Below are 25,454 nucleotides of genomic sequence, written 5' to 3'. Positions count from 1 at the left end.
AGCATGGTCGGCGGATCCGTGCAGACGCAATCAATCCTTTTCCCAGCGCACCCAGCGGCCGTGATAATCGCCGACACCGAGCTTTTCGGTGACGCCGGTCTGTGCATCGCCGGTCCACAGCGTCAGGGTCAGGTCGGCGCCATCCTTTGCGGCGCCCGGCTCGAACCGCAGCCAGGCCAGCGGCGCCGCGGCGGTAACCTGCTTACCGGCCTGCTGCATCAGGGCGGTGATGCGCTGCTGTTCCGCCGCCGCCACATACTGCCAGACGATGGAATGATAGAGCACGAAGACGGCATCGGGCCGGCGGTTTTCCAGCTGCGCGGCGAGAAAATCCGCCGCATGGGCGCGCGTCACCTGGATGCCGGCGGTCTTGGCATGGTCCAGCGCGCTGATCACGCGCTGCAGCCGTTCGGGCTGGTCGGCCCAGATATACGACAGCAGACGCTGGCGGTCGGTGGCACTGGCGGCATCCAGCGGCGCCACATCGCAACCGGCGCGCGCGACCACCTGCGGCAATGCCTGCGGCGGACGCGGCCCGCCCCAGCGGCTGTGCAGTGTCAGGGCGGCCGTGGTCGCAGCGCCATGCTGCCAGCGGCCATAATCATAGGCGTAAGCATCCCACGACAGGTTGAGGCCGGCGCTGGCGCCGATCTCGCAGGTCTGCAGGGCTAAGCCTGGACAGGCCTGCGCGATCTGCAGGAAGCCGCCGAGCAGCACCGCGGAGCGCTGCGGATCGTTGGTCTGCGGCGGGCTTTGCAGATACTGCGCCAGCAAACCGCCATGGCGCGTCAGCGCGGCATCGAGATCCTCGGCATCGATCTGGCGTGCCGCATAACAGGCGGCCAGTTGCTGGTCGCCGTCGAGCACGGCGCGATGCAGGGCGCCGGCCAGACGCAGCGCGAGTGCATCGGCCCGCGCATCGCCGCGCCAGGCCAGCAGCGGCGCAGCCCAGGGCGCGTTGGCGGCCAGGCGCCCGGCGGCGAGATCGAGCAGGCTGCCGGTGAAGGGCGAGCCGAGATTGCGACAATAGGCGGCCTGATCGCGGAAGGCCGCAATGATGGCGCCAGCATCGGGAGCGGGGTTGGACATGGCATATTGTGTTGGCTGCGGCGGGGCATCGTCCAGCACAGCATTGCAGCCCGACAATTGACCCGACTGCGGCGCGCCGCGTAGACAGAGGACGCCTGCCCGCTTGGCGGAATTGGTAGACGCACGGGACTTAAAATCCCGAGGCCGCAAGGCCGTGCCGGTTCGAGTCCGGCAGCGGGCACCAGCCTTTTCTTCGATATCCGTGCCTCCCGCAGGCCCTCTCCAGCCCGGCTGCCGGTTCCGACACCGGAGCGTGACAGCCGACACAGAGGCCCGTGCAACATTTGCTTGATCTTCGATATCTCAAAGTATATCTTACGATATGTCAAATGAGGTTATCTTATGAGCGAATATCTGATGAATCCTAACATTATCAATGCTTTCCGTGAGCATCGCTGCATGCACAAGGGCGGCGGCCGGCGCCATTTCCGTGGCCGGCTGGCGGCAGCCCTGTTCAGCGCCGGCGATGACAGCCTGGGCGGCCATGGCTTCCGCGCCAGCCGCGTGGTCTCGGCCGCCGATCTGCAGCTGCTGATCCTGGTGCTGCTGGAAGAGCACCCGCGCCATGGCTACGAGATCATCAAGGCGCTGGAGGAGCACACCTCCGGCTTCTATGCGCCCAGCCCCGGCGTGATCTATCCGGCGCTGACCTATCTGGAAGAGATCGGCCATACCAGCGTGGCGGCCGATGGCGCCAAGAAGCTGTACAGCCTGACCCAGGCCGGCCGCGACTACCTAGCCGAGAACCGCGTCAATGCCGACACCATGATGGCGCAGCTGGCCAAGATCGGCGAACGCATCGCGCGCGCCAAGCAGTTTTTCCGCGGCGGCAGCGCCGCGGTCGAGGAGGATGACATGCGGCGCGGCCGTCATGGCCGTCCCGGCAGCGAAGACCCGTCATCCTCGCTGCGCGCCGCGCGCCACCACCTGAAGGCCGCACTGTTCGACAAGGACGATGCCTCGCCCGAGGAACAGCGCCGCATCATCGACATCCTGGTGCGCGCCGCCAAGGAGATCCGCGGCCAGTAGGCTGCAGCACCGAAGACAGTGCGGGGGAATGCTGATGGGCCATATTGAATCGGGCGACATCGCCTGGAAAGGACATACCATGCGGGGACACCGCTATCGCGTTACCATCGAGCATGTCGGTACGCCGCGCGAAGGCGCGGAGATTCAGCCGGCGCTGAGTTTCGAGACGATCAATCACGACGAGATCATCGGCATCGTCGCGCGCATCCGTGCCAGCGGCCAATATGCCGAGGATGAGGCGGCCTCGCTCGGCATCGGGCTCAAGCTGTTTTCCGAAGTGATGCTGAAGCGGCGCGACGATCCGCTGTTTGCTGCCGTGCAGCCGGCCATCCGCGCCTTTATCGGTGGCCTGAAGGAGCGCAATCGCGCGGCCGCAGCGCCGGCGTAACAGCGACCCGGCTGCGGCAGAAACGTCCGGGGCGACACCGTATCGCTGCCTCAGCAATACGGTATCGCCCCGGTGCCCCCCTCGGCGTCCTAATCGGCAAAGCGACAGCTTATTGTGTCGCTGAAGATGGTTCGGCCAGCAGCTGATCAGAGCCAGCAGCGAGCGTGATTCCGAGAATGGCGTCTGCCTGGATTCCATCGCCGGCCAGCGGCAGCATCAGCGTTTCGACTTCGTCATGCTTCAAATCGCCGGCATCGGCTTCCTGTGACTGTGACCCGCGTCGCCAGGTCGGCATGCCATCGCGCGCAGTGGCAATCAGGCGGCTGCGGTTGGCGGTCCAGGCCTGCGGGCGCAACTCGTCATACCATTCATTTCCGACAGCCTGACCGATCAGGCGGCTGAATGCGGCGCCGGCCGTCCGGTAGCGGAAGCGCCAGGGCTCGCGATGGACATCGAGCAGCCATAAATGCGGCAGTAGGTCTGCCAGCAGCGGGCATTCGATCAGCTGTGGTGTCGGCAACCGGCCATCAGTGCTGCAGGAACGCAGCCAGCGATACAGCAGGTGCCGGACTTGCGGATGCCAGTCATCGCCGCTTTCGGCCGCACGCACGACATGCCAGCTTCCGCGCAAAGCGGCGGGCAGGGACAGGGTGGGTATGAAGACGGGATGCACCATGAGGAAGCCGGACCCTAACGACCCCCGCCAGCATCCACGCATTACTTTCCGGTTAGGTCGCGACAGCATTTGCCCGCCGGACCACTTGATTTATCGCAATGCGGCAAAGCGCGGTGTTGCGCAAGCTGCGGCCAAGCCGGCGGGACATGGCCAGGGTTTGCGATGAGGACGAGTGATGCGGCGTTGGATTCTGGCAGTTCTGGTAATCATTGCCGCGGTCGGTGCCGGCTGGTGGTATCTGCAGCGCGGCCGTGCGGTGCTGCCGCCAGGGTTCGCTTCGGGCAACGGCCGCATTGAGGCCAATGAAATCGACATCGCCACCAAATATGCCGCGCGTATCCTGGAAATCCGCGCCGATGAAGGCGACCTGGTCAAGGCCGGGCAGATTCTGGCGGTGCTGGATACCCGTGATCTGGCAGCCCAGCTGCGCTCGGCCGAGGCGCAGATCGCGCAGGCGCAGCAGCAGCGCAACCAGGTGCTGGCCGAGATCCGCCAGCGCCAGAGCGAACTGACCCTGGCCGACAAGGAGCTGCAGCGCACGCTTGTCCTCTCGGGCAAGAATTTCGTTTCCGAGCAGAAGGTCGACCAGCAGCGCAACATCCGCCGCACGGCCGAAGCCGTACTGGCGGCCAGCGAGAGCAAGCGCGGCAGCGCCGATGCAGCGATCAAGGTGGCCGAAGCCGAGGCCGAACGCATCCGCGACCTGTTGCAGGATGGCACACTGACGGCACCGAAAGCCGGCCGCATCCTGTTCCGCCTTGCCGAAGTCGGCGAAGTGCTCGGCACCGGCGGCAAGGTCGCGACGCTGCTCGACCTATCCGATGTCTACATGACCTTCTTCCTGCCGGCACAGGCGGCCGGGCGTGTCGCCATCGGCTCGGAGGCGCGGCTGCTGCTGGATGCGGCGCCCGGCCTGGCGGTGCCGGCGCAGGTTTCCTTCATCTCGGCCCAGGCGCAGTTCACGCCGAAACAGGTGGAAACCCGCAGCGAGCGCGAACGCATGATGTTCCGCGTCAAGGCGCGCGTACCGCAGCAGCTGGTGCAGCAGCATCTCGACCAGGTGAAGACCGGCCTGACCGGCATGGCCTATGTCCGTCTCGATCCGCAGGCGACCTGGCCCGCCTGGCTCGAGTCCGACCTGACGCGGAAATCGACGGCGCCATGACAGGCGGTGGCCTGCTGATCGAGTCCGTCAGCCACCATTACGGCAAAGCCATCGCACTGCAGGATGTGAGCCTGTCGATTGCACCGGGTGCGACGCTGGCGCTGGTGGGGCCAGACGGCGTCGGCAAATCGACGCTGCTGGCGCTGGCGGCGGGCGTGCGCCGGCTGCAACAGGGCCGTATCCTGGCCCTGGGCGCCAACCTGGCCGACCGCGGGGCCCGCGATTCCGTGCAGCCGCGCATCGCCTATATGCCGCAGGGCCTGGGCCGCAACCTCTATGCCGGCCTTACCGTGCGCGAGAATATTGCCTTCTTCGCCCGACTGTTCGGCCATGACCGCGCCGAGGAGGCGCGTCGCATTCCGGCCCTGCTGGAGGCCACCGGCCTCGCCCCCTTCGCCGACCGGCCGATGCAGAAACTGTCGGGCGGCATGAAGCAGAAGCTCGGCCTGTGCTGCGCGCTGGTGCATGACCCGGACCTGCTGATCCTCGACGAGCCGACCACCGGCGTCGATCCGCTGTCGCGCCGGCAGTTCTGGAACCTGATCGACACCATCCGTCAGGGCCGGCCGCAGCTTGCCCTGCTGGTCGCGACCTCGACGATGGACGAGGCCGAGCGCTTCGACCATGTCGTGCTGCTGGATCATGGCCGCATCCTGGCCTCCGGCAGTCCGGCCGCGCTGAAGGCACAGACCGGACAGCCGGGCCTGGAGCTGGCCTTCATCGCCCTGCTGCCGCCGGAGCGGCGCGCGGGTCTGCTGGCGGCCACACCGTCGGTACCGGGCGCCGGCGATGGCGAGACGGTGATCGAGGCGCATGGCCTGACGCGCCGGTTCGGCGATTTCACCGCCGTCGATCACATCGACCTGGCGATCCGGCGTGGCGAGATTTTCGGCTTCCTCGGCTCCAACGGCTGCGGCAAGACCACCACGATGAAGATGCTGACCGGGCTGCTGCCGATCAGCGAGGGCGAGGGCCGGCTGTTCGGCCAACCGGTATCGGCGCGGGATTTCTCGCTGCGCCGGCGCATCGGCTACATGGCGCAGAGCTTCTCGCTCTATGGCGAACTGACGGTGCGGCAGAATCTGGTGCTGCATGCCGGCCTCTACGGGTTGAACGGCCGCGCCGCGGCTAAGCGCATTCTGGCGCTGGCGCAACATTTCGATCTGCAACCGGAACTGGAGACGGTGGCCGATGCGCTGCCGATGGGATTGCGCCAGCGCCTGTCGCTGGCGGTCGCCATCGTGCACGATCCGGAAATCCTGATCCTCGACGAGCCGACCTCCGGCGTCGATCCGGTGGCGCGCGCGATTTTCTGGCAGGAGCTGGTGCGGCTGTCGCGCGAACGCGGCGTCACCATTTTCATCTCCACGCATTACATGGCCGAGGCCGCGCGCTGCGACCGCGTCGCTTTCATGCATGCCGGCCGCCTGATCGCCACCGGCACGCCGCAGGAACTCCAGGCGGCGCAGCAGGCCGCCAGCCTGGAAGACGCCTTCATCGCCTATATGGAACTGGGCGGCCGCAAGGCCGAGGCGGCCGTGACCGGCGGCATCGCCGCCGCCGCAATGGAATCCGCGCCGCCGCGCCGTGGCCTGTTTTCGCTGCAGCGCCTGCTGGCCTATGCCTGGCGTGAAGGGATCGAGTTGATGCGCGATCCGATCCGGCTCGCCTTCGCGCTGGGCGGCACCCTGCTGCTGATGCTGATGTTCGGCTATGGCATCACCTTCGATGTCGACCGCATCACCTTTGCCGCGCTGGACCGCGATGCCACGCCGGAAAGCCGCGCCTATGTCGAGGCGTTCTCCGGCTCGTCGTATTTCCAGCGTCAGAGCGATCTGCCGGATGGCGAGACGCTGCTGCAGCGGCTGCGCGGCAACCGCATCGTGGTGGCGGTGGAGATTCCGCCCGGCTTCGGCGCCGACCTGCGGCGCGGTCGCCAGGCCGATATCTCGGTCTGGATCGATGGCGGCATGCCGTTCCGCGCCGAGACGGTGGAGGGCTATGTCAACGGTGTGCATACCGGCTTTCTCGCCGACCTGTCGCGGCAGCAGGGCGCCAGCCTGGTGCAGCCGGCCACCGTGGTGCCGCGCTTCCGCTACAACCAGGCCTTCCGCAGCCTGGATGCCATGGTGCCGGCGCTGTTTGCCATGATGCTGATGCTGATCCCCGCCATTCTGGCCGCGCTGGGTGTGGTCTCGGAACGCGAGCGCGGCTCGATCACCAACCTTTACGTGACGCCGGTGCGCAAGATCGAATTCCTGCTCGGCAAGCAGCTGCCCTATGTCGGGCTGGCCTATGTCAACGTGCTGCTGCTGATCGCCATGGCGGTGTTCGTTTTCGGCGTGCCGCTGAAAGGCAGCCTGATCGGCCTGCTGCTGGGCGGCCTGTTCTATGTGCTGGCCAGCACGGCGATCGGCCTGCTGACCTCCTGTTTTACATCGAGCCAGGTGGCGGCCCTGTTCGGCACCGCCGTGCTCACCATCATGCCGACGGTGCATTTCTCCGGCCTGCTGCAGCCAGTGTCGACCCTGCAGGGCGGCGCACGGCTGATCGGCTCGCTGTTTCCCGCCACCTATTTCCTGCGCACCAGCGTCGGCGCCTTCACCAAGGGCCTGGGCTTCGCCGAACTGCTGCCCTTCATCCTGTCGACGGCGGCCTTCTGGCCGGTGCTGCTGGCCATGGCCTGGCTGTTCCTGCGTAAACAGGAGGCGTGATGCGGATGCCGTCGCTGCGCGCCGTGCTGCTGCTGGCTGGCAAGGAAATCACCAGCCTCTTCCGCGACCGCGTGCTGTTCGCCTTCATGCTCTATGCCTTCAGCCTGATGGTCTACGCCCAGGCCACCGGCACCTCGCATGATCTGGTGCGTGCCTCCCTCGGCATCATCGACGAGGATCGCTCGACGCTGTCCGAACGCATCGTCGAGGCCTTTCTGCCGCCGCGCTTCCAGGCCCCGGTGGAAGTGACGCCCGATGCGGTGGATCGCGCCATGGACCAGGCCCGCTTCACCTTCGTGCTGAACATCCCGCCGGATTTCCAGGCCGATGTTCAGGCCGGTCGCCGGCCGGAACTGCAGCTGCTGATCGATGCCACGGCGATCATGCAGGCCGGTATCGGCAGCAGCTATATCCAGTCGATCGTCGCCGGCGAGATCGCGCGCTTCCTGCATCCCGGCGCCAGCAGCAGCGATGTCGTGCGCCTCAACCTGCGCATCGCCTTCAACCAGACGGTGGAATCCACCTGGTTCACTGGCGCGATGGCCCTGCTGCAGGTGATCAACATGCTGGCGATCCTGCTGACCGGTGCGGCCGTGATGCGCGAACGCGAACGCGGCACGCTGGAGCATCTGCTGGTGATGCCGGTGCATGCCGCCGAGATCATGCTGGCCAAGATTCTCGCCAATGGCGGCGTGATCCTGCTGCTGTCGATGGCCAGCCTGCTGGCGGTGCTGCAGGGCCTGCTGGGCATGCGGATCGCGGGCTCGCTGGTGCTATTTTTCGCCGAGACGGCGGCCTTCATCTTCGTCGCCGCCGCACTCGGCATCGCACTGGCCACGCTTGCCGGTTCGATGGCGCAGTTCGCCCTGCTGTTCATGCTGGTACAGATGCCGATGCATCTGCTGTCCGGCGCGCTGACACCCCTGGAAGCAATGCCGGACTGGTTGCAGATGGCGGTGCAGCTGTTGCCGACCAAGCATTACGTGGCATTGACTCAGGCGATCCTGTCGCGCGGCGCCGGCCTGGAGACCGTCTGGCCGGAGACGCTGGCCATCCTCGCCATGGGTGCGGGCGCTTTCTTCGTCAGCCTGCTGCGGTTTCGCCGCTTCCTCAGCCTGCAGCAGTGATCATTCACGCATCGGGCAGCGCCAGCCAGTGCAGGCTGAACAGGCTGTCGTCATCGGTCCACATCGCCGCGGGCCGGAACCCGGCTTTCTCGGCCAGCTGGCGGAAGCTGGCCGGCGTGTATTTGTAGGAATTCTCGGTATGGATCGATTCACCGGCGGCAAAGCTGTAGCGCTGATTGCACAGGGTCACGGTCTGCGCGCGCCGGCTGACCAGATGCATCTCGATGCGATGCTGGGTCGGCTGGTAAAAGGCGTAATGGTCAAACGCACCGAGATCGAAATCGCCGTTCAGCTCGCGATTGATCCGCTGCAGCAGGTTGAGGTTGAAGGCTGCCGTCACGCCGGCGCTGTCGTTATAGGCGGCATGCAGCAGGGCCGGGTCTTTCACCAGATCCACGCCGATCAGCAGGCCGGCACCCTGTGATCCCTCGCTGCGCAGCATGGCCGCGGCATTGCGCAGGAAGGCGAGCGCCTCGTCCGGGGTGAAATTGCCGATGGTCGAGCCGGGGAAGAAACCAACGCGGCAGCGCGCCTGCGGCAGCGGCGCGGGCAGCGGCAGGGCCTGGGTGAAATCACCGGCGACGACGCGGATCGTCACATCCGGATAGTGCCTGGCCAGCGGCGCGACGGCCTCGGTCAGATGCGGCCCGGAAATGTCGATCGGCAGATAGCCGGCCGGACGCGGCAGCGCATCGAGCAGCAGGCGCACCTTTTCGGCGGCGCCGGCGCCGAATTCCACCACCTCGACATCGGCACCGATGATGGCGGCGATCTCACGCGCATTGTCGCGCAGGATCTTGCGCTCCGTGCGGGTCGGGTAATATTCCGGCAGCCGGCAGATCTGCTCGAACAGCGCCGAGCCATGGCTGTCGTAGAAATACTTTGCCGGGATCGCCTTTGCCGCTGCGCGCAGGCCGGCATGCACGTCGCGGCCAAACCGAGTCGGCCGCCATTCGGTGGATTGGGGAACCGGGCGTTCTTCGCGCGGCCACAGGATGGCGAGAGTGTTCATGCGTCCTCCGCGAGACGGATGCCGGAAAATTGCCAGCGCGCGGCCGGCGGGAAGAAGTTGCGATAGCTGGCACGCACATGGCCGGGTGGCGTGACACAGGAACCACCGCGCAGCACCAGCTGGCTGACCATGAATTTGCCGTTGTATTCGCCGATGGCACCCTGCGCTGGCCGGAAGCCCGGATAGGGCTCATAGCCCGAGCGCGTCCATTCCCACACCTCGCCCAGCATCTGCAGCCGGCCGGCGGGGGCGGTGCTGGCGCGCGGATGCGGATGCGCGCGGTCGAGGAACCCGCCGCGGAATTCGCAGCGGCCGGAATTGGCGGCGTGCTCCCATTCGGCCTCGGTGGGCAGGCGCTTGCCGGCCCAAGCGGCGAAGGCGGCGGCCTCGTAGAAGGAGACATGACAGACCGGCTCGGCCGGATCGATGGCGCGCTTGCCGTTGAGCGTGAAGATCTGCCAGCCGCTTTCATGGCGCGCATCGGGCGACCAGTACAGCGGCGCCTGCCAGCCCTCGCGCTGCACGGTGGCCCAGCCATCGGAGAGCCAGAGTTCGGGCTGGCTGTAGCCGCCGTCTTCCATGAACATCAGGTATTCGCCGCAGGTGATCGGCCGCGTGGCGATACGATAGGGATTGAGCAGCACGCGATGGCGCGGGCCTTCATTGTCGAAGGCGAAGCCATGACCGTCATGGCCGATCTCGACGATGCCGCCGGCAAAGCCGATGAAATCCAGCGGCGGTGCCGGTTCGCGCGTGAAGGCCTGCGGCGGCTGGTAGGCCAGCGACACCGGATTGCGCCAGAAGGCATGCTTGATATCGGTGAGGATCAGTTCCTGGTGCTGCTGTTCATGCGCCAGGCCCAGGGCCAGCAGCGGCGCGATCACGCCCAGCGCTGCATCATCGATGCGCGCGATCAGCTCGGCCATCGCAGTATCGACATAGCGGCGATACTGCGTGACGGTTTCGGCGGTGGGGCGGCTCAGGATGCCGCGCTCGGGCCGCGGATGCCGTTCGCCGACGGCTTCGTAATAGGAATTGAACAGGTAGTTGAAATTCTCGTCGAACACGCAGTAGCCGGGCTGATGCGGCTGCAGCAGGAAGGTTTCGAAAAACCACGTGGTATGGGCGCGGTGCCATTTTGCCGGGCTCGCATCGTCCATCGACTGCAGCATCTGGTCTTCCGCCGTCAGCGGTTCGACCAGGCGCTCGGTGAGCTGGCGCACGGCGCGATAGCCATCCAGCAGGGCATCGCGCACCGGCTGGCTGTGGATGGTTTTGCCCTGCGGATCCTCGGCATCGTAAATCGCAGCGCCGGCATCCAGGCTTTGGGTCATCGGGGTGAAGCCGGTTTCTTCAAAGGCGCCGGTCTCTTCAAAGGTTACGGTGCCGCTCATCTGCAGGCTCTCTTTCAATGCGATCCTGGAAGACCGCCAAAAACGACCTAAGGCGTCGCAGCCGAAAGTCACGGCGCCAGTGGAGTTACACAACGCCAGCCCGGCCCTGTTGTTCCGCCCCTGTGGCGCCCCTCAGATTGGGCGGTTTTGGCTGCCGATCCAGTATCCTGGCATGACCGAAGCGTGACTGCTGACAGAATCTGGCAGTCCGGGGCTCACTTTCTGGATCCGGCGTGGCTGGTTTATCCTGCCCGCGGGAGGGCGGGCGATGGACGACAGCAAGGATTGGCGTGACGGGGTTTCGGTGCGGCGCGCGGCGACAGTGGCGGCCGAACGCGGCAGTGGCGGCGGGCGCACCACGGCCTTTGACTTCGGCGGCATCGGCGGCGGCGACAAGACCTGGATCGGCAGCGTGCAGGTGGCGCCGCAGGCCAATACCGGGCCGCATACCCATGGTCGCCATGAGGTGATGCTGTATGTCGTGAAAGGCCGCAGTGAAATCCGCTGGGGTGCGCGGCTGGACTATGCCACCGAGATCGGCCCGGGCGACTTTGTCTATTTCGCGCCGCATGTACCGCATCAGGAGCGCAGCCTGGAAAGCACGGAGACCGTGGAATATCTGGTGGTGCGCAGCGACAACGAGAAGATCGCGCTGAAACGCGATGACATCACGCCGGTGGCAGAGCCGGAGCGGCTGTATTAGCCCTTCAGGTGGCTGTCGATCAGCCGTTCGGCCGCTTCGGCCAGGGCCCGCGCCGGGCCGCCGCCGGCATGGAACAGCTGGCCGGTGACGAAAGCCCCTTCGATCAGCAGCATCAGGCTGTCGCCCAGCAGCTTCGGATCGTCGGCGCCCATGTCGGCGGCCAGTTCGGCCAGCCGCAGCCGCAGCTTTTGCTTGTGATGCTCCGACACCTTGCGGGCCGGATGGCTGTCGTCGGGATATTCGACCGCGGTGTTTGAGAGGCCGCAGCCGCGATAGTGCGGCGCGCCCGCGCGGGAGCCCAGATTGTGCAGGAAGTCCATCAGGCCGGCGCGCGGATTGTCGCGTCCGGCAGTGTCCAGCCGGGCCTCGAAGCGCTGCCAGAATTCGGCGTCGTAATCGCGCAGGTAAGCCGCCGCGAGTTCATCCTTGGAGGGGAAGGCACGATACAGGCTGGGCTTGGTGACGCCGGCCTTGGTGACGATCTCATCGACACCGACCGCACGAATGCCGGCGGCATAGAACAGCTCGCGGGCGGTGCGGCGGATCTTGTCGGCTGCACGCGGCACCGCAACCGGGATGGTCTCCACAACAGGCTGATCGGGCAGCGGTTTCTGCGCCATGGCTTACATCCTTGACAATGTTACCGATCGGTACGCATATTGGCGCCGTCGCAACACGTACCGGTAAGTCACATGAGCCTAACACGCCCTGCCTTTCCAGGCAAAAAGATCTTGGGCCAGAAATATGCGTTTGTGGTCGTTGGCGTCATTTTCCTCTGCCTGCTGGTCGCCGCCGGCCTGCGCTCCACCCCCAGCGTGCTGCTGGTGCCGTGGGAAAAGGCCTTCGGCTGGAACCGCGACACCACCTCGCTGGCCGCCGCCATCGGCATTTTCCTCTATGGCCTGGTTGGGCCGTTCGCCGCCGCCCTGATGCAGAGCTTCGGCATCCGCCGCACCCTGCTGACCGCGCTGGCCCTGATGGCCGGGTCGACTGCGCTGTCGACCATGATGACCGAGTCCTGGCACCTGATCGCCAGCTGGGGCGTGCTGTCGGGCCTGGGCTCGGGCGCCGTGGCGCTGGTGATGGGGGCGACGATCACCAACCGCTGGTTCGTCAGCAACCGTGGACTGGTGATGGGCCTGCTCACCGCCAGCACGGCGACCGGCACGCTGATCTTCATTCCGCTGCTGTCAGCCATTGCCGAGGCCGGCGGCTGGGCCACCGTGGCCTGGACCGTGGCGATTGCCTGCGCCGCGCTGATCCCGCTGGTCTTCTGGCTGCTGCCGGAAAAGCCCGCCGATATGGGGCTGATGCCCTATGGCGCCACGGCGATGACGCCGCCGGCCGGGCCCGCGCAGAATCCGCTGGTCTTTGCTGTCAGCGCGCTGGGCCGCGCCTCGAAGAAACCCGACTTCTGGTTCCTGTTCGCCACCTTCTGGATCTGCGGCTTCACCACCAACGGCCTGGTTGGCACCCATATGCTGTCGTTCTGCGGCGACATGGGCATCGCGGTGACCACGGCAGCCGGCGTGCTGGCGCTGATGGGCTTTTTCGACCTGTTCGGCACCACGGCATCCGGCTGGCTCACCGACCGTTACGATCCGCGCAAGCTGCTGTTCATGTATTACGGCCTGCGCGGGCTTTCACTGGTCTACCTGCCCTATACCGATTTCTCGCTGGTCAGCCTGTCGATCTTCGCCGTGTTCTACGGCCTCGACTGGATCGCCACCGTGCCGCCCACCGTGCGGCTCGCCACCGAGGCCTTCGGCGAACGCGACGGCCCGGTGGTGTTCGGCTGGATCGCCGCCGGCCATCAGCTGGGTGCGGCGAGCGCTGCCTTCTTCGCCGGCTGGATGCGCGTGCAGCAGGGCGACTATATGCAGGCCTTTGTCATTGCCGGGGTCACCGGTGTGGTGGCGGCGGGCATTTCGCTGCTGATCCGTGGCGGCAAGGGCCGTTCGACCCTGGCGATCTGATTGAGGGTGGCGAGAATCTCGGCCGGCGTCAGGCTGGGCTCCAGCAGGGGAACCTGCTTGATGCGGATCTGGTCCTCATGCGGTGCCAGCGACAGCAGGCGGTTTTTGTAGCGATCCGCGCCGGCGATAAAGGCTTCGCGTTTGATGCGGGCGATGAAATGTTCGATCATCCGCACCACCCACTCATCGGCTTCCGAATGGCGGCTGGCTTCGCGACCGCGCACGGCGTGAAACATTTCCTGCGCCCATAACCGGGACGACTTCAGCTTTTCCATAGGACCAGATCCTGCGTGGTTGTAACGCAACCAGCATAGGCGGCACCGCCGGCGCCGATGGATTAGCAATGTGTAATCCAGGCTCCGCCAGTGCCGGGTTACCGGAAAGATAGGGTGCAGACATGCCGGCGACGGCCACTGTCGCGGGCAATTGCATCCGGCGCGCAGGAATCAGGCGTCAGACCGCCCGCGTCGCTTTCAGCGAGGCGACAAGTTCGGCTGGCGTCGTCACCGGCAGGCCGCAGGTGGGGCCGATGCAGACATAGGCGGTCGGCTTGCCGTCGATCGGCGTCTTGCCGGTGGCCGGATGGGTTTCCGGCAGCATCGCATCGGGCGCGGTGACCAGCACCACGCGATTGGGCACCGATACGCTGTAGGCGGCAGCGACCAGCGCGTCGGTGGCCGGCTCTCCCCGGCGGCCGATGATCGCCACCTGCACGGCATTCATGAACAGGTCGACGCCGTTGAGGAAGCTGCCCATCGGGAAGAAGTTCTTGCCGACATCGGCCGAGAAGGCATCGATCAGGTTCTGCGCGCGCTCGCGCCAGACCAGTTCGCCGGTGAGATACCACAGCCGCGCGAACACGCCGACCAGCGTGCCGTTGCCGGCCGGCGTGGCGTTGTCGGCCGCATGGCGTGTGCGGGTGACAAGATCCTCGGCCTCTTTCGAGGTGAAGAAATAGCCGCCATTCACGGTGTCGAGATAATCGCTTTCCACCACATCGAGCCAGCGCTTGGCCTGCGCCAGATAGGCCGGATTGCCGGTGGCCTCATGCAGCGCCAGCGCCGCCGCCGACATGTTGGCGTAATCGTCGAGCAGGCCGGGGAAGACCAGGATGTCGCTGCGCCAGCTGTGGCCCAGGCGATCCTCGCCCTGCTGCATCGTATTCACAATGAAACTGTAGGCGCGTTCGGCAGCGGCCAGCCAGGCGGGCTGCGCATATTGCTGCGATAGGTCGGCGAGGCTGGCGATCATCAGGCCGTTCCAGTCGGCCAGCACCTTGTCGTCCCAGCCCGGCTTGATGCGCTTGTCGCGCGCCGCGAAGAGTTTCTCACGCGCGATCTTCAGCCGCTTCTCGCCGGCCTCGTCCTTCAGGTCGGGTGCCAGCGAGCGGCGCAGGATGTTGCTGTGCTCCCAGTTGCCGTCGTCGGTGACGTCATAGGCGGCGCAGAATTCGCCGGTATAGGGCCCCAGGATCTCGGCGATCTCGGCCTTGTCCCAGACATAGAACTTGCCTTCCTCGCCTTCGGAATCCGCATCCTGCGTGGCGGCGAACCCGCCGGCTTCGGCCACCATCTCGCGCAGCAGCCAGCCGACGGTTTCCACGATGCGCTGGCGCAGGATCGGGTCGCCGGTCTCGGCCTCGACGGTCGCCATATGCGACAGCAGCTGGGCGTTGTCGTAGAGCATCTTTTCGAAATGCGGCGCCAGCCATTCGGCATCGGTGGAATAGCGCGCGAAGCCGCCGCCGAGGTGGTCGTAGATGCCGCCCTGCGCCATGCGGATAATCGTGGTGATCACCGCCAGCGAATAATCCGGGATGCCGGTGCGCAGGTAGGCGCGCCACAAGAGATCGAACAGGCCGGTCTGCGGGAATTTCGGCGCCGTGCCGATGCCGCCCTGGTCGGGATCGACATGGCCGAGAATCTGCGCCGCCACCTGGTCGAGCACATCGTTGCTCAAGGGCAGGCGGTCGCGGCTCTGCGGCTTGGCCAGGTTGCGCAGGGCGCCGACGATCATCCTGGTGTTCTGCGCGATGGCATCGGGTTTCTGCTGCCAGGCGTCGGAGATTTTCTCCAGCACCTCGCGGAAGCCGGGCCGGCCGTATTTGCCCTCGGGCGGGAAGTAGGTGCCGCCCCAGAAGGGCTCGCCCTTCGGCGTCAGGAACATGGTGAGCGGCCAGCCACCCTGTTCGCCCAGCACCTGCAGCGCGTTCATGTAGATGCTGTCGATATCGGGGCGTTCCTCGCGGTCGACCTTGATGTTGATGAACAGCGCATTCATCACCGCGGCGATCTCGGGATTCTCGAAGCTTTCATGGGCCATCACATGGCACCAGTGGCAGGCGGCATAGCCGATGCTGAGCAGGATCGGCTTGTTGGCGGCCTGGGCGGCGGCCAGCGCCTCGGGGCCCCAGACCTGCCAGTGCACCGGGTTGTCGCGATGCTGCTGCAGATAGGGCGAGGCCGCCTTATCGAGATTATTACGGTTGATCCCTGACAACGCGCCTTCGGTCATGCTAGGTATTTGTCCTGCTTCTCAATTCGGGCATTTCCCTCAAAGCAGTATGGTGCAGCGATGAAGGTGACTGTCAATGTGGATTGCACGCCGGAGGAGGCTCGGTCCTTCCTCGGCCTGCCGGATGTACAGCCCCTGCAGGAGGCCGTGATGGCCCAGATGCAGGAGCGCATGATGAGTTCGCTCAAATCCATGGACCCGGAGGTGCTGCTGCGCACCTGGGGACCGATGGGGCTGAACAACCTGGAGCAGATTCAGAAGTTCTTTTTCAGCCAGTTTCCCGCCGGCGGCATGACGGGCGGCGGCGCGGCGAAGAAATAAGCCATGGCGATCCGTTACCAGGTGCGCCCCCCGGCGAAAGCCGGTGATCCCGCCGATTTCTACCGCGCGCATATCTTTGTCTGCACCAACGAGCGGCCGGAAAACCATCCGCGCGGTTCCTGTGCCCGCAAGGGCGCCGAGAAGCTGCGCAATTACATGAAGACCCGCGCCAAGGAACTGGGGCTGGGGCTGGAAGACGGCGTGCGGGTCAACCAGGCCGGCTGCCTGGAGCGCTGCGAACTGGGCCCGACGCTGGTGATCTATCCCGAGGGCGTGTGGTATCGCGCGGACAGTTTCGCCGATATCGACGAGATCCTGGACGTGCATGTGAAGAATGGTGGCCGGGTGACGCGGCTGATGCTCAAGCCCGAAGACGGCCCGGATCATACAGAAAAGAAGAAGTGAGGCGAGCGGCGACCAACCCCCTGTTCGTCATGGCCGGGCTTGACCCGGCCATCCACGTGCGAGGGTTCGCCGCAGTCTCTGCAAGTCCTGTGAAGCGGCTGGACATGGATGCCCGGATCAAGTCCGGGCATGACGATCTTTAATGATCCCGGAAACCATCTACGCACTGTCGTCCGCCGCAGGCCGTGCCGGCGTGGCGGTGATCCGCCTGAGCGGACCGCAGGCGGCCGATGCGCTGCTCGATCTGATCGGCGGCCAGCTGCCCAAGGCGCGCACGGCCAGCTTGCGCAAGCTGAAGGACGACAGCGGCGCCCTGCTGGACGAGGGCATGGTGCTGTGGTTTCCGGCACCGCACAGTTTCACCGGCGAGGATGTGGTCGAGCTGCAGGTGCATGGCGGCCGCGCCGTGCTGGCCGCCCTCTTTGCCGCCTTGGCGAAACTGCCGGGCCTGCGCCTGGCCGAGCCGGGCGAGTTCAGCCGCCGCGCGTTCGAGCATGGCAAGCTCGACCTCACAGCGGCCGAGGGGCTGGGCGATCTGATCAATGCCGAAACCGAGGCCCAGCGCCGACAGGCGCTGCGCCAGATGCAGGGCGCGCTGGGACAGCTTTACGAGGGCTGGCGCAACCAGCTGGTGCGCGCACTCGCCCATCTCGAAGCCGATATCGATTTCCCCGATGAGGACCTGCCCGAGGGCGTGGCGGCTGAGGTGCGGCCGCAGCTGGCGCGCCTGCGCGAGGAGATCGCCGCGCATCTGGCCGACAACCATCGCGGCGAGCGTCTGCGCGATGGCCTGATGGTGGCAATCCTGGGCGCACCCAATGTGGGCAAGTCGTCGCTGCTCAATGCGCTGGCCAGGCGCGAGGCGGCGATTGTCTCCGATATCCCCGGCACCACGCGCGACGTGATCGAGGTGCATCTCGATCTCGGCGGCTATCCCGTCGTGCTGGCCGATACGGCTGGCTTGCGCGAGAGCGCCGACAGCATCGAGAGCGAGGGTGTGGCGCGGGCGCTCAAGCGGGCGGAGTCCGCCGATCTCAAGCTGGTCGTGCTCGATGCCACGCAGAAAGCCGTGCCCAAGGACACTGCGGCGCTGATCGACGCCGATGCCATTGTGATCGCCAACAAGGCCGATGCGGCCAGCACGCCCAGCGGCTGGACGATCAACGACCGGCCGGTGCTGCCGATATCCGTGCGCGCCAATACCGGCATGAAGGCGCTGCTGGATGCGCTGGAGGCCGAGGTCACCGCGCGCATTGGTTTAACAGGCAGCGCGACGCTGACCCGCGCCCGCCACCGCGAGGCGCTGACCGACTGCATCGCAGCATTGGACCGTTTCGTGCGCGGCGCCGAGCGCCACAACACCAGCGCCGAACTGGCGGCGGAGGATGTGCGGCTGGCGGCGCGCGCACTCGGGCGCATCACCGGACGCATCGATGTGGAGGATCTGCTGGATGTGATCTTCCGCGATTTTTGTATCGGGAAGTAACATAGTGCCATGAGCGCGCCGCTGTTCGACGACATCACCAGCAGCTGGGACATGGCGGGCCTCGATGTGCCGCTGCTGCTCGAGGCCTACCGCTACTGGCTGTCGAAGAAAGGCGACCGGCCCTGGCCGCTACGCGCCGATATCGAGCCGACCGAAATTCCGCGCCTGCTGCCCAACCTGTTCCTGGTCGAGGTGCCGCAGATCGGCCCGCCGATGCGGTTTCGCCTCCGCCTGATCGGCACGGCCTTCCGGCCCTTCTTCGGCACCGATATCACCGGCCGCGAAGTGAACGAGGACGAGGTGAGCCCGGACCGCGCGCGCTTCTGCAGCGACTGGCGCGAGATCCTGCAGCGCGGCGCGCCGCGCTGGGCCCGCATCCGCCAGCGGGTGCGGGGCGAACAGGCCGAGCGCGACGGCATCGCGGCGGCGCGCTTCACCGGGCTGGTGATGCCGCTGTCGCGCGACGGCACGGTCGCGGATATGCTGCTGGGCGCGACACTCTACGATCCGGTCCAGCCCTGATGCGCATTCTCGTCCTCGGTGACACCGGCTTCATCGGGCGGCATATCACGGGAGCCCTGCTGGGCGCCGGCCATCACGTGGTGGCCGCCGTGCGGCGCCCGGCCGAGGCGCAGCGCCGCTTTCCCGGCATCGACACCGTTCAATGCGATCTGGCCCGCGATGTCACGGCGGCTGTGTGGCTGCCGCGCCTGCGGGGCATCGATGCGGTGGTGAATGTTGCCGGCCTGCTGCGCGGCCCGGCGATCACGGCCGTGCATGTGGAGGGTCCGCGTGCGCTGTATGCCGCCTGCCGCTCTGCCGGCCTCCGCCGCATCATCCATATCTCGGCGATCAGCGCCGACACCGCGGCCGGCACCGACTATGCCCGCAGCAAATGGCAGGCCGAGGAAGAGCTGCGGGCGCAGGACGATCTCGACTGGGTGATCCTGCGGCCATCGCTGGTCTATCACCAGGGCAGCTATGGCGGCACTTCGCTGCTGCGCGGCCTGGCCGGGCTGCCCGGCCTGCTGCCGCTGCCGGGCGACGGGGCGCAGCTGTTCCAGCCGATCCATGCCGACGATCTGGCGCGCGCAGTGTGTCAGCTGGTCGCCGACAGCACGGTGACCCGCGCGACGCTGGAGCCGGCCGGGCCGGAGACGCTGCGTCTGCGCGATATCCTGCTGCGTCTGCGCGCCTGGCTGGGCCTGCCGCCGGCGCGGCTGATACCGCAGGTGCCGATGCCGCTGATCCATGCGATGGCCGGGCTGGGCGAGATGTTCGGCCGCGGGCCGGTAAGCCGCAATGCGGTGGCGCAGATGATCCATGGCAATACCGGCGATGCCGCCGGCTTTGCGCGGGCCATCGGCTGGCAGCCGATGACCATGGCCGAGGCGCAGGCGCGCCATCCCGCCCATGTGCAGGACCGCTGGCATGCGCGGCTCTACTGGTTGCGGCCGGCGGTGCGCCTGGCGCTGGCGCTGCTCTGGCTCGCATCGGGCATCATCGGCCTGTTTGCCGGGATCGAAACCGTGCAGCCGGTGCTCGATCTGCTGCAGCTGCCGCCCGCCGCTGCCCGGCCGCTGGCGATTGCCTTCTGCGGCCTCGACCTGCTGCTGGGGGCGGCCTTGCTGCTGCGCTGGTTCGGCACCGGGCTGCTCACGGCGGTGCAGCTGGCCGTGGTGACCGGCTATTCCCTGGTGCTGACGCTGGCCGCGCCGGCGCTATGGGCCGATCCGTATGGGCCGCTGCTGAAGAACCTGCCGATCCTGGTGCTGATCGCGATCCACTGGGCGCTGGATGACGACACATGATGATGGACTGGTATCTGCCGATCAAAGCCCTGCATATCCTGAGCGCAACGGTGCTGTTTGGCACCGGCCTGGGCATCGCCTTTTTCATGCTGTTCGCGCATTACAGCCGCAATGTGGCGACCATTGCCGGGGTTGCCCGGCTGGTGGTGACGGCGGACTGGATCTTCACCGGCACGGCCGGCCTGCTGCAGCCGGTGAGCGGCATCGCGCTCATCGTCATCGTCGGCCACGACCCGCATGAGGGCTGGCTGATGCTGAGCTATGCGCTCTACGGCCTGGCCTTCCTGTGCTGGGTGCCGGTGGTCTGGCTGCAGTTGCGTATCCGCGACATGGCCGTTGCCGCGCTGCGTGACGGATCGGCTTTGCCGTCCCGCTATTATCGCTACATGCGGCTGTGGTTTATGCTGGGCTGGCCTGCCTTCTTTGGGCTGTTGCTGATATTCTGGCTGATGATCAGTAAAACCGTTCCCGGATTCTGACCATGCCCGACGCCTTCCCATCGCTCCGCACCCAGCGCCTCATCCTGCGCGGCTTTACGCCCGCCGACGAGGCGGCCTTCCAGGACTTCGCCGTCAAGCAGGACTTCTGGCAGTTCCTGCCCGGCCCGGCGCTGGATGCCGAGCTGGTGACGCGCTTCATCGCCGCGCGCGTCGCCGAAGCCGCCAATCCCACCGGGCGCGACTGGCTGTTTGCGGTGGAGGAGCGCGCGCTGGGGCGCGCCATCGGCATGGTGCGGCTCAGCATCGCCTCGCCCGAACACCGCCAGGGCAATATCGGTTTTTCGTTTGACGGCAGCATCCGCGGCAAGGGCTATGCGTCGGAAGCCATGCAGGGCGTGCTGCGCTTCGGCTTTGCCGAACTGGGCCTGCATCGCATCACCGCGCTGGCCGATGTGGAGAACCAGCGCAGCCATGCGGTGCTGCGGAAATTAGGCTTCCGCCATGAAGGCCGGCTGCAGCAGAATTTCAGCGTGCGCGGCGAATGGCGCGACAGCGACCTGTTCGCCATCCTGCGCAGCGAATGGCCGCCGGCCGATCATCACGGCGACGGCACGACGGCGCTGGCTTAAATCACGTTCCGTCTGCGGGCCGCCGTTACGTCTTCGGCCACTGCACCATCGGCAGGGCGCCTTCCACCGGGCGGCCGGTGCGCGGATCGATCTTCAGGTCGCGGTCGCGGCCATCGCGCGTGCGGTACTGCACGATGTAGCGGCCGTCATCCCAGTCGATGTCCCTGATGAAGGCGAAGTCGGGCCGGCTCTCGATCTGGGTGATGATCTGCGACAGCGACAGTGCCCCGGCCGGCGGCCCGTCGGGCGGCTCGATCTGCGCAGCGGGCGAGTCCGGCGCGGCGGGCGCCTGCGAAGATGGCGCGCCCTGCACCTGCACGATGCCGGCACTGGGGCCGGTGCTGGTGCCGGCACCGACACTGGGCGCGGGACCGCGCACCGGCTCCATCGCCTGGGCCGGCGCCGTCATGCCGCTGATGGCACCGAGGAGGATCAGGGCAGCGAGATTGTTCATGGCGAGACTCCACACTTTCGCAGGGGCAGACCCCGTGTATGGAGACAGGACGCCCCCCGAATGTGGCATCACCGGGGCTATCGGAGGGCGATTCGACGGATTCGTCGTTTAACCCGGAAGGGTGGCCGGCTGGCCACCCGGCGATCCCGGCAGGGGCCGGACGAGGGCCAGGATCATGTCGACGGTCCGGCCGTCGCTGGCGAGCGGCAGGGCAAGACGGCCAAACCACAGAAAACCCCGATCTGTCGACCCGGAGGGCGCGGCGAAATAGATCGGTCGGCGCTCCTCGGCCATGGCGGTGAGCATGGCATCGAGCTTTTCATACAGGCCGGGCTGGTGGGTCACCTCGTCGTAATAGCGGCCGGTTTCGTTGCTGCCGCCGGTCATCGCTTCCAGGCCGCTGCCGAACAGGCGCAGCCGATAGCGCCGTCTGCCATCGGCCTGCCGCTCGATTTCCAGCAGGGCGATGTCGGGCAGCAGCTCGCGCGGAATCTCGAGCGGATCGATATCGGCCCGCGCCGGCAGGCGGTCACCGCGCGTCTTGGCCAGCCAGTAGGCATGCAGCCGGGCAAAGGCGGGGTCGCTCTCGGCGCCGGCGGGCAGGGCCCAGGCTTCAGGGGTGGCGGGAGATGACATGGCCGGCACACTGGCAAGGCGACGGGGCGCTGCCAAGCTATTTAGCGATTACCTGCGGTTTTGTGACGCGGGGCTCAGTAAATCCGGCCGACGCGGTCGCCGGGCCGGATCGTGCCGCCCTGGATCACCCGGCCATAGACGCCGCATTTGTTATGGCCGTAGTCGCGGTTCAGCAGGCCGACCAGGTCGCTGTCGGGCACGCCGGTATCGGGGTTCACATGGGTGGCGGCGCAGCGGCCGATCACCGCCTCGATCTGCAGCACGGTTTCGCCGATCTGGAGTTTCGCGCCGACCCATTTCATCTCGGCCCAGGCGGCGAACCCATCCACCAGCAGATTGCCGCGCAGGCGGCGATGGTCGAGCGGCGCGCCGACCTGCTGATCGGCGGTGCCGAGCTTGCGGCCGAGTTCGAGCAGCGTCGCGGTATTCTGAATCGAGATGAAGGGATCGGGCACATCGGCGAACCAGGCGCCCGGCGCTTCCGCCACCTGCACGCTGCCGCGCGTGGCATCCGGTCCGAGATGATCGAGCACCACTTTCTCGACGGCGGGACGACTGATCGGCGAGGTGAGATCGGCATCCTGCACCAGCACCCTGCCGGCTTTTGAAATCGTGATGCGCGTGCCGCCCGCATCGAAGCTGCAGTCCAGCGCGGCCAGCGGCGGATTGCGGATCCAGGTGAGGAAATGCGCCTTCTTCTGGAAAGCCGGTGCGGCCGGATCGAAGGCCGAGCCGCCATGGGCCAGCGCAAACCGGCGGTCGCCGGCAATCGGCTGATCGGGCGTGAGCTGCGCAGCCTGCAGTTTCTGCGGCGTCAGGCCTTTGACGGGGAAGCGGGTGATGGAGAGAAGCGAGGCGGTCTGATCCTGTGTCATGGCCTTTCTATGGCCAACCCGGTGAATCCGGTCAACGCCAGAATTGCACCCCAAATGTCCCTCTGCGAAATTGAGCATAGTCACATAGAGAGATATTCAGATGCTGCTGCATGCCATCGCGCTCTACGCCACCGCCATCCTGCTCGGCGCGATGCTGTTCTTCTCGTTTGTCGTGACGCCGATGGTGTTCAGGACACTGGATGGCGAAGCGGCATCACGGTTTCTGCGCGCGCTGTTTCCGCTCTACTACAGCGTCATCATTGTGCTGGGCGCGATCGCGGCGCTGATGCTGGCGCTGGCCGCGCAGCCGATGCCGGCCGCAGCGATGGCCGTGACCGCTGCACTCGCGGTGCTGACGCGGCAGGTTCTGATTCCGCAGCTGGATGCGCTGCGCCCGGGGCGGGCGGCCGGCGATGCCGGGGCGATACGGTCATTTCGCCGCCTGCATGGCGTGAGCATGGTGATCAACCTGGCGCAGATGCTGGCGGTCGCCGGGGTTCTGTCCATCTTTGTTCTTTAGATAGCGCGCAGCGGACCGTCGGCCTTTTTCATTAAGAACAAAAAGAGAATATAAGATTAAATCGGCCCGTTTCACGTGAAACGCCCCCGGTTTCCCGTGTAACAGAGCCTCGCCGGCGATTCCCTTTGACGGCCTGTGGACAACGCCTTAGAACCCGCGCCCATGCACAGCAGCTTTGATGTCATCGTGATCGGCGGCGGCCATGCCGGCTGCGAGGCCGCATCCGCCGCGGCCCGGCTGGGTGCGCGCACCGCGCTGGTGACGCACAAGCCCGAGACCATCGGCGAGATGTCGTGCAATCCGGCGATCGGTGGCCTGGCGAAAGGCCATCTGGTGCGCGAGATCGATGCGTTGGATGGCGTGATGGGCCGCGTGGCCGATGCCGCCGGCATCCAGTTCCGCATGCTCAACAAGTCGAAAGGCCCGGCGGTGCGCGGCCCGCGCACCCAGGCCGACCGCAAGCTCTATCGCCAGGCGATGCAGGCGATCCTCGCCGAGCAGGAAAATCTCAGCATCATCGGCGCCGCTGTCGAAGACATCCGCATCGAGCATGGCGAGATCAAAGGTGTTGTGTGTGGTGATGGATCTTTCATCGCGGCACCGAAAGTCATTCTGACCACCGGCACCTTTCTGCGCGGCCTCATTCACATCGGCGAAGAGAAGATTCCAGCCGGCCGCGTCGGCGAGGCGCCATCGCTCGGCCTCTCGAAAACCCTTGAAACATGCGGCTTTTCGCTGGGTCGCCTGAAAACCGGCACGCCGCCGCGGCTTGATGGCCGCACCATCGATTGGTCATCGCTGGAGATGCAGAGCGCCGACGATCCGCCGGTGCCGTTCAGCTTCCTGACGACGAAAATTTCCACGCCGCAGATCCAGTGCGGTGTCACCTACACATCTGAAGCCGGTCATGCGCTGATCCGCGACAACCTGCATCGCGCGCCGATGTATTCCGGCCAGATCGAAGGCACCGGGCCGCGCTATTGCCCGTCCATCGAGGACAAGGTGGTGCGCTTTGCCCAGCGCGACCGCCATCAGATCTTCCTCGAGCCCGAAGGGCTGGATGACGACACCGTCTATCCGAATGGAATCTCCACTTCGCTGCCGCGCGATGTGCAGGCCGGCCTGCTCAAGACCATTCCCGGCCTGGAAAACGCCGTCATGCTGCGGCCGGGCTATGCCATCGAGTATGATTTCGTCGATCCGCGTGAGCTGAAGCCCACGCTGGAGACCAAGCGGCAGAAGGGCCTGTATCTCGCCGGCCAGATCAACGGCACGACGGGATACGAGGAAGCTGCCGCCCAAGGCCTGATTGCCGGCCTGAATGCTGCCATTGCGGCCGGAGGCGGGGAGACCCCCTTCATCCTGGGCCGGGCCGATGCCTATATCGGCGTGCTGGTCGATGATCTGGTCACTTTGGGCACCCGCGAGCCCTACCGCATGTTCACCAGCCGGGCGGAATACCGCCTGAGCCTGCGCGCCGACAATGCCGACCAGCGCCTGACGCCGCTGGGCCTGGCGCTCGGCTGCATCGGCGTTGCACGTGAAACAGCCTGGAAATCCAAGGAAAACCGCCTTTTTTCCGCACGAGGGCTGGTTCGCGACCTGAAAATGACGCCGCCGGAACTGGCCAAGCGGGGCTTGAGCATCAACCAGGACGGCCAGCCGCGTTCGGCCGCCATGCTGCTGGGCTACCCGGACATGACCGTGGCCCGGCTCAGCGCCATCTGGCCGGAATTGGCAGACCTGGCCCCGGAGATCGTCGAGCAGATCGAGATCGACGGGCTCTATGCCGGCTATATGGAGCGCCAGGAGGCGGACATCGTCGCCTTCCGCAAGGATGAAGGCCTGATCCTGCCGGCCGGGCTGGATTACGACGCCGTCGGCGGCCTGTCGAACGAGGTCCGCGCCAAGCTGAAGCAGCACCGGCCGGGCACGCTGGGGCAGGCGGCGCGCATCTCCGGCGTGACGCCGGCAGCGCTGTCGGCCCTGCTGGGCCATGTGAAAAAGGCAAAACGCAGCGGGTCTGAAGCGGCTGAATAAGTAATTTCAATGGTTTATCTGAAAAGGGGGATGTTTCACGTGAAACATCC

The 25,454-nt window shown here is 66.3% G+C and carries 26 protein-coding genes and 1 tRNA gene; 17 read left to right on the top strand and 10 right to left on the bottom strand.

Annotated elements, in window-relative coordinates; translation table 11 throughout:
* Window positions 1-30: 30 nt before the first annotated feature.
* Window positions 31-1,089, bottom strand: coding sequence for a DUF2332 family protein (locus AAG821_RS17980; protein WP_341916371.1), 1,059 nt, complete (start codon window positions 1,087-1,089; stop codon window positions 31-33).
* A 97-nt stretch (window positions 1,090-1,186) separates the two neighbouring features.
* Here AAG821_RS17980 and AAG821_RS17975 point away from each other — a divergent pair.
* The 3 genes from AAG821_RS17975 to AAG821_RS17965 all read left to right on the top strand — a co-directional run bounded on the left by AAG821_RS17975 (window position 1,187) and on the right by AAG821_RS17965 (window position 2,506).
* Window positions 1,187-1,273: transfer RNA gene (locus AAG821_RS17975), tRNA-Leu, on the top strand.
* A gap of 158 nt (window positions 1,274-1,431) precedes the next feature.
* A complete protein-coding gene (locus AAG821_RS17970) occupies window positions 1,432-2,118 on the top strand; it encodes a PadR family transcriptional regulator (RefSeq protein WP_341913990.1) in 687 nt (228 codons plus the stop codon).
* 34 nt (window positions 2,119-2,152) lie between these two features.
* On the top strand, window positions 2,153-2,506 hold the full coding sequence (locus AAG821_RS17965) for a DUF3861 domain-containing protein (RefSeq protein ID WP_341913988.1): 354 nt from the start codon (window positions 2,153-2,155) through the stop codon (window positions 2,504-2,506).
* Between the two features lie 109 nt (window positions 2,507-2,615).
* Here AAG821_RS17965 and AAG821_RS17960 read toward each other — a convergent pair whose 3' ends face one another.
* Window positions 2,616-3,182, bottom strand: a complete 567-nt coding sequence (locus AAG821_RS17960) for a hypothetical protein (RefSeq protein ID WP_341913986.1) — start codon at window positions 3,180-3,182, stop codon at window positions 2,616-2,618.
* Between the two features lie 175 nt (window positions 3,183-3,357).
* Between AAG821_RS17960 and AAG821_RS17955 the strand changes: the two genes are divergently transcribed.
* From AAG821_RS17955 to AAG821_RS17945, 3 genes are read left to right on the top strand one after another with little or no spacing between them, the layout of a single operon-like run.
* A complete protein-coding gene (locus tag AAG821_RS17955; protein ID WP_341913984.1) occupies window positions 3,358-4,347 on the top strand; it encodes an HlyD family efflux transporter periplasmic adaptor subunit in 990 nt (329 codons plus the stop codon).
* A complete protein-coding gene (gene rbbA / locus AAG821_RS17950; protein WP_341913982.1) occupies window positions 4,344-7,061 on the top strand; it encodes a ribosome-associated ATPase/putative transporter RbbA in 2,718 nt (905 codons plus the stop codon). The genes AAG821_RS17955 and rbbA overlap by 4 nt, the downstream gene beginning before the upstream one ends.
* The gene (locus tag AAG821_RS17945) at window positions 7,061-8,188 is read left to right on the top strand and encodes an ABC transporter permease (RefSeq protein WP_341913980.1); all 1,128 of its coding nucleotides are present in this window, start codon (window positions 7,061-7,063) and stop codon (window positions 8,186-8,188) included. Before rbbA ends, AAG821_RS17945 begins: the two co-directional genes overlap by 1 nt.
* Window positions 8,189-8,192: 4 nt before the next feature.
* Here AAG821_RS17945 and egtD read toward each other — a convergent pair whose 3' ends face one another.
* Complete coding sequence (gene egtD / locus AAG821_RS17940; RefSeq protein ID WP_341913978.1) at window positions 8,193-9,200, bottom strand: L-histidine N(alpha)-methyltransferase; 1,008 nt, start codon at window positions 9,198-9,200, stop codon at window positions 8,193-8,195.
* A complete protein-coding gene (gene egtB / locus AAG821_RS17935; RefSeq protein ID WP_341913976.1) occupies window positions 9,197-10,594 on the bottom strand; it encodes an ergothioneine biosynthesis protein EgtB in 1,398 nt (465 codons plus the stop codon). Before egtB ends, egtD begins: the two co-directional genes overlap by 4 nt.
* A gap of 268 nt (window positions 10,595-10,862) precedes the next feature.
* Between egtB and AAG821_RS17930 the strand changes: the two genes are divergently transcribed.
* Entirely contained in the window at window positions 10,863-11,297 is a 435-nt protein-coding gene (locus AAG821_RS17930) for a cupin domain-containing protein (RefSeq protein WP_341913973.1), read from the top strand.
* Here the strand turns inward: AAG821_RS17930 and AAG821_RS17925 are convergent.
* The gene (locus AAG821_RS17925; RefSeq protein ID WP_341913972.1) at window positions 11,294-11,917 is read right to left on the bottom strand and encodes a TetR/AcrR family transcriptional regulator; all 624 of its coding nucleotides are present in this window, start codon (window positions 11,915-11,917) and stop codon (window positions 11,294-11,296) included. The two genes, AAG821_RS17930 and AAG821_RS17925, sit on opposite strands and share 4 nt — an antisense overlap.
* A gap of 111 nt (window positions 11,918-12,028) precedes the next feature.
* On the opposite strand from AAG821_RS17925, the gene AAG821_RS17920 reads away from it, so the two are divergent.
* Entirely contained in the window at window positions 12,029-13,273 is a 1,245-nt protein-coding gene (locus tag AAG821_RS17920) for an MFS transporter (RefSeq protein ID WP_341913970.1), read from the top strand.
* Here AAG821_RS17920 and AAG821_RS17915 read toward each other — a convergent pair.
* Complete coding sequence (locus tag AAG821_RS17915) at window positions 13,171-13,548, bottom strand: hypothetical protein (RefSeq protein WP_341913968.1); 378 nt, start codon at window positions 13,546-13,548, stop codon at window positions 13,171-13,173. The genes AAG821_RS17920 and AAG821_RS17915 overlap by 103 nt on opposite strands.
* Window positions 13,549-13,726: 178 nt before the next feature.
* A complete protein-coding gene (locus AAG821_RS17910) occupies window positions 13,727-15,787 on the bottom strand; it encodes a thioredoxin domain-containing protein (protein ID WP_341913966.1) in 2,061 nt (686 codons plus the stop codon).
* 60 nt (window positions 15,788-15,847) lie between these two features.
* On the opposite strand from AAG821_RS17910, the gene AAG821_RS17905 reads away from it, so the two are divergent.
* The 7 genes from AAG821_RS17905 (at window position 15,848) to AAG821_RS17875 (ending at window position 20,879) form a co-directional block, all read left to right on the top strand.
* Window positions 15,848-16,108 carry a DUF6489 family protein gene (locus AAG821_RS17905; RefSeq protein WP_341913965.1) on the top strand — a complete coding sequence of 87 codons (261 nt, stop codon included), beginning with the start codon at window positions 15,848-15,850 and terminating at the stop codon, window positions 16,106-16,108.
* A 3-nt stretch (window positions 16,109-16,111) separates the two neighbouring features.
* Window positions 16,112-16,513: a (2Fe-2S) ferredoxin domain-containing protein gene (locus AAG821_RS17900; RefSeq protein WP_341913963.1), complete on the top strand. Its 402-nt coding sequence runs from the start codon at window positions 16,112-16,114 to the stop codon at window positions 16,511-16,513.
* A gap of 142 nt (window positions 16,514-16,655) precedes the next feature.
* Window positions 16,656-17,999, top strand: a complete 1,344-nt coding sequence (gene mnmE, locus AAG821_RS17895) for a tRNA uridine-5-carboxymethylaminomethyl(34) synthesis GTPase MnmE (protein WP_341913961.1) — start codon at window positions 16,656-16,658, stop codon at window positions 17,997-17,999.
* A 9-nt stretch (window positions 18,000-18,008) separates the two neighbouring features.
* On the top strand, window positions 18,009-18,521 hold the full coding sequence (locus AAG821_RS17890) for a PAS domain-containing protein (protein ID WP_341913959.1): 513 nt from the start codon (window positions 18,009-18,011) through the stop codon (window positions 18,519-18,521).
* A complete protein-coding gene (locus AAG821_RS17885; RefSeq protein WP_341913957.1) occupies window positions 18,521-19,810 on the top strand; it encodes an NAD(P)H-binding protein in 1,290 nt (429 codons plus the stop codon). Before AAG821_RS17890 ends, AAG821_RS17885 begins: the two co-directional genes overlap by 1 nt.
* Window positions 19,807-20,289: a DUF2269 domain-containing protein gene (locus AAG821_RS17880; protein WP_341913954.1), complete on the top strand. Its 483-nt coding sequence runs from the start codon at window positions 19,807-19,809 to the stop codon at window positions 20,287-20,289. Before AAG821_RS17885 ends, AAG821_RS17880 begins: the two co-directional genes overlap by 4 nt.
* 2 nt (window positions 20,290-20,291) lie before the next feature.
* Window positions 20,292-20,879: a GNAT family protein gene (locus AAG821_RS17875; protein WP_341913953.1), complete on the top strand. Its 588-nt coding sequence runs from the start codon at window positions 20,292-20,294 to the stop codon at window positions 20,877-20,879.
* 25 nt (window positions 20,880-20,904) lie between these two features.
* On the opposite strand, the gene AAG821_RS17870 is transcribed toward AAG821_RS17875, so the two are convergent.
* The 3 genes from AAG821_RS17870 to AAG821_RS17860 all read right to left on the bottom strand — a co-directional run bounded on the left by AAG821_RS17870 (window position 20,905) and on the right by AAG821_RS17860 (window position 22,844).
* Window positions 20,905-21,333, bottom strand: a complete 429-nt coding sequence (locus AAG821_RS17870; RefSeq protein WP_341913951.1) for a hypothetical protein — start codon at window positions 21,331-21,333, stop codon at window positions 20,905-20,907.
* Between the two features lie 108 nt (window positions 21,334-21,441).
* Entirely contained in the window at window positions 21,442-21,969 is a 528-nt protein-coding gene (locus AAG821_RS17865) for a PAS domain-containing protein (RefSeq protein WP_341916369.1), read from the bottom strand.
* A 74-nt stretch (window positions 21,970-22,043) separates the two neighbouring features.
* Window positions 22,044-22,844 (bottom strand): MOSC domain-containing protein, encoded by an 801-nt coding sequence (locus AAG821_RS17860; protein WP_341913949.1) that lies wholly within the window; start codon window positions 22,842-22,844, stop codon window positions 22,044-22,046.
* A 100-nt stretch (window positions 22,845-22,944) separates the two neighbouring features.
* Here AAG821_RS17860 and AAG821_RS17855 point away from each other — a divergent pair, with 100 nt between their 5' ends.
* Both AAG821_RS17855 and mnmG read left to right on the top strand, forming a co-directional pair.
* Entirely contained in the window at window positions 22,945-23,364 is a 420-nt protein-coding gene (locus AAG821_RS17855; protein ID WP_341913948.1) for a DUF4149 domain-containing protein, read from the top strand.
* Between the two features lie 162 nt (window positions 23,365-23,526).
* Window positions 23,527-25,404, top strand: a complete 1,878-nt coding sequence (gene mnmG / locus AAG821_RS17850; RefSeq protein ID WP_341913946.1) for a tRNA uridine-5-carboxymethylaminomethyl(34) synthesis enzyme MnmG — start codon at window positions 23,527-23,529, stop codon at window positions 25,402-25,404.
* Window positions 25,405-25,454 lie beyond the last annotated feature (50 nt).

This window comes from Ferrovibrio terrae (assembly GCF_943372915.1).
Classification (GTDB): Bacteria; Pseudomonadota; Alphaproteobacteria; order Ferrovibrionales; family Ferrovibrionaceae; genus Ferrovibrio; species Ferrovibrio terrae_A.
This window is presented reverse-complemented; position numbering and strand designations above follow the sequence as displayed.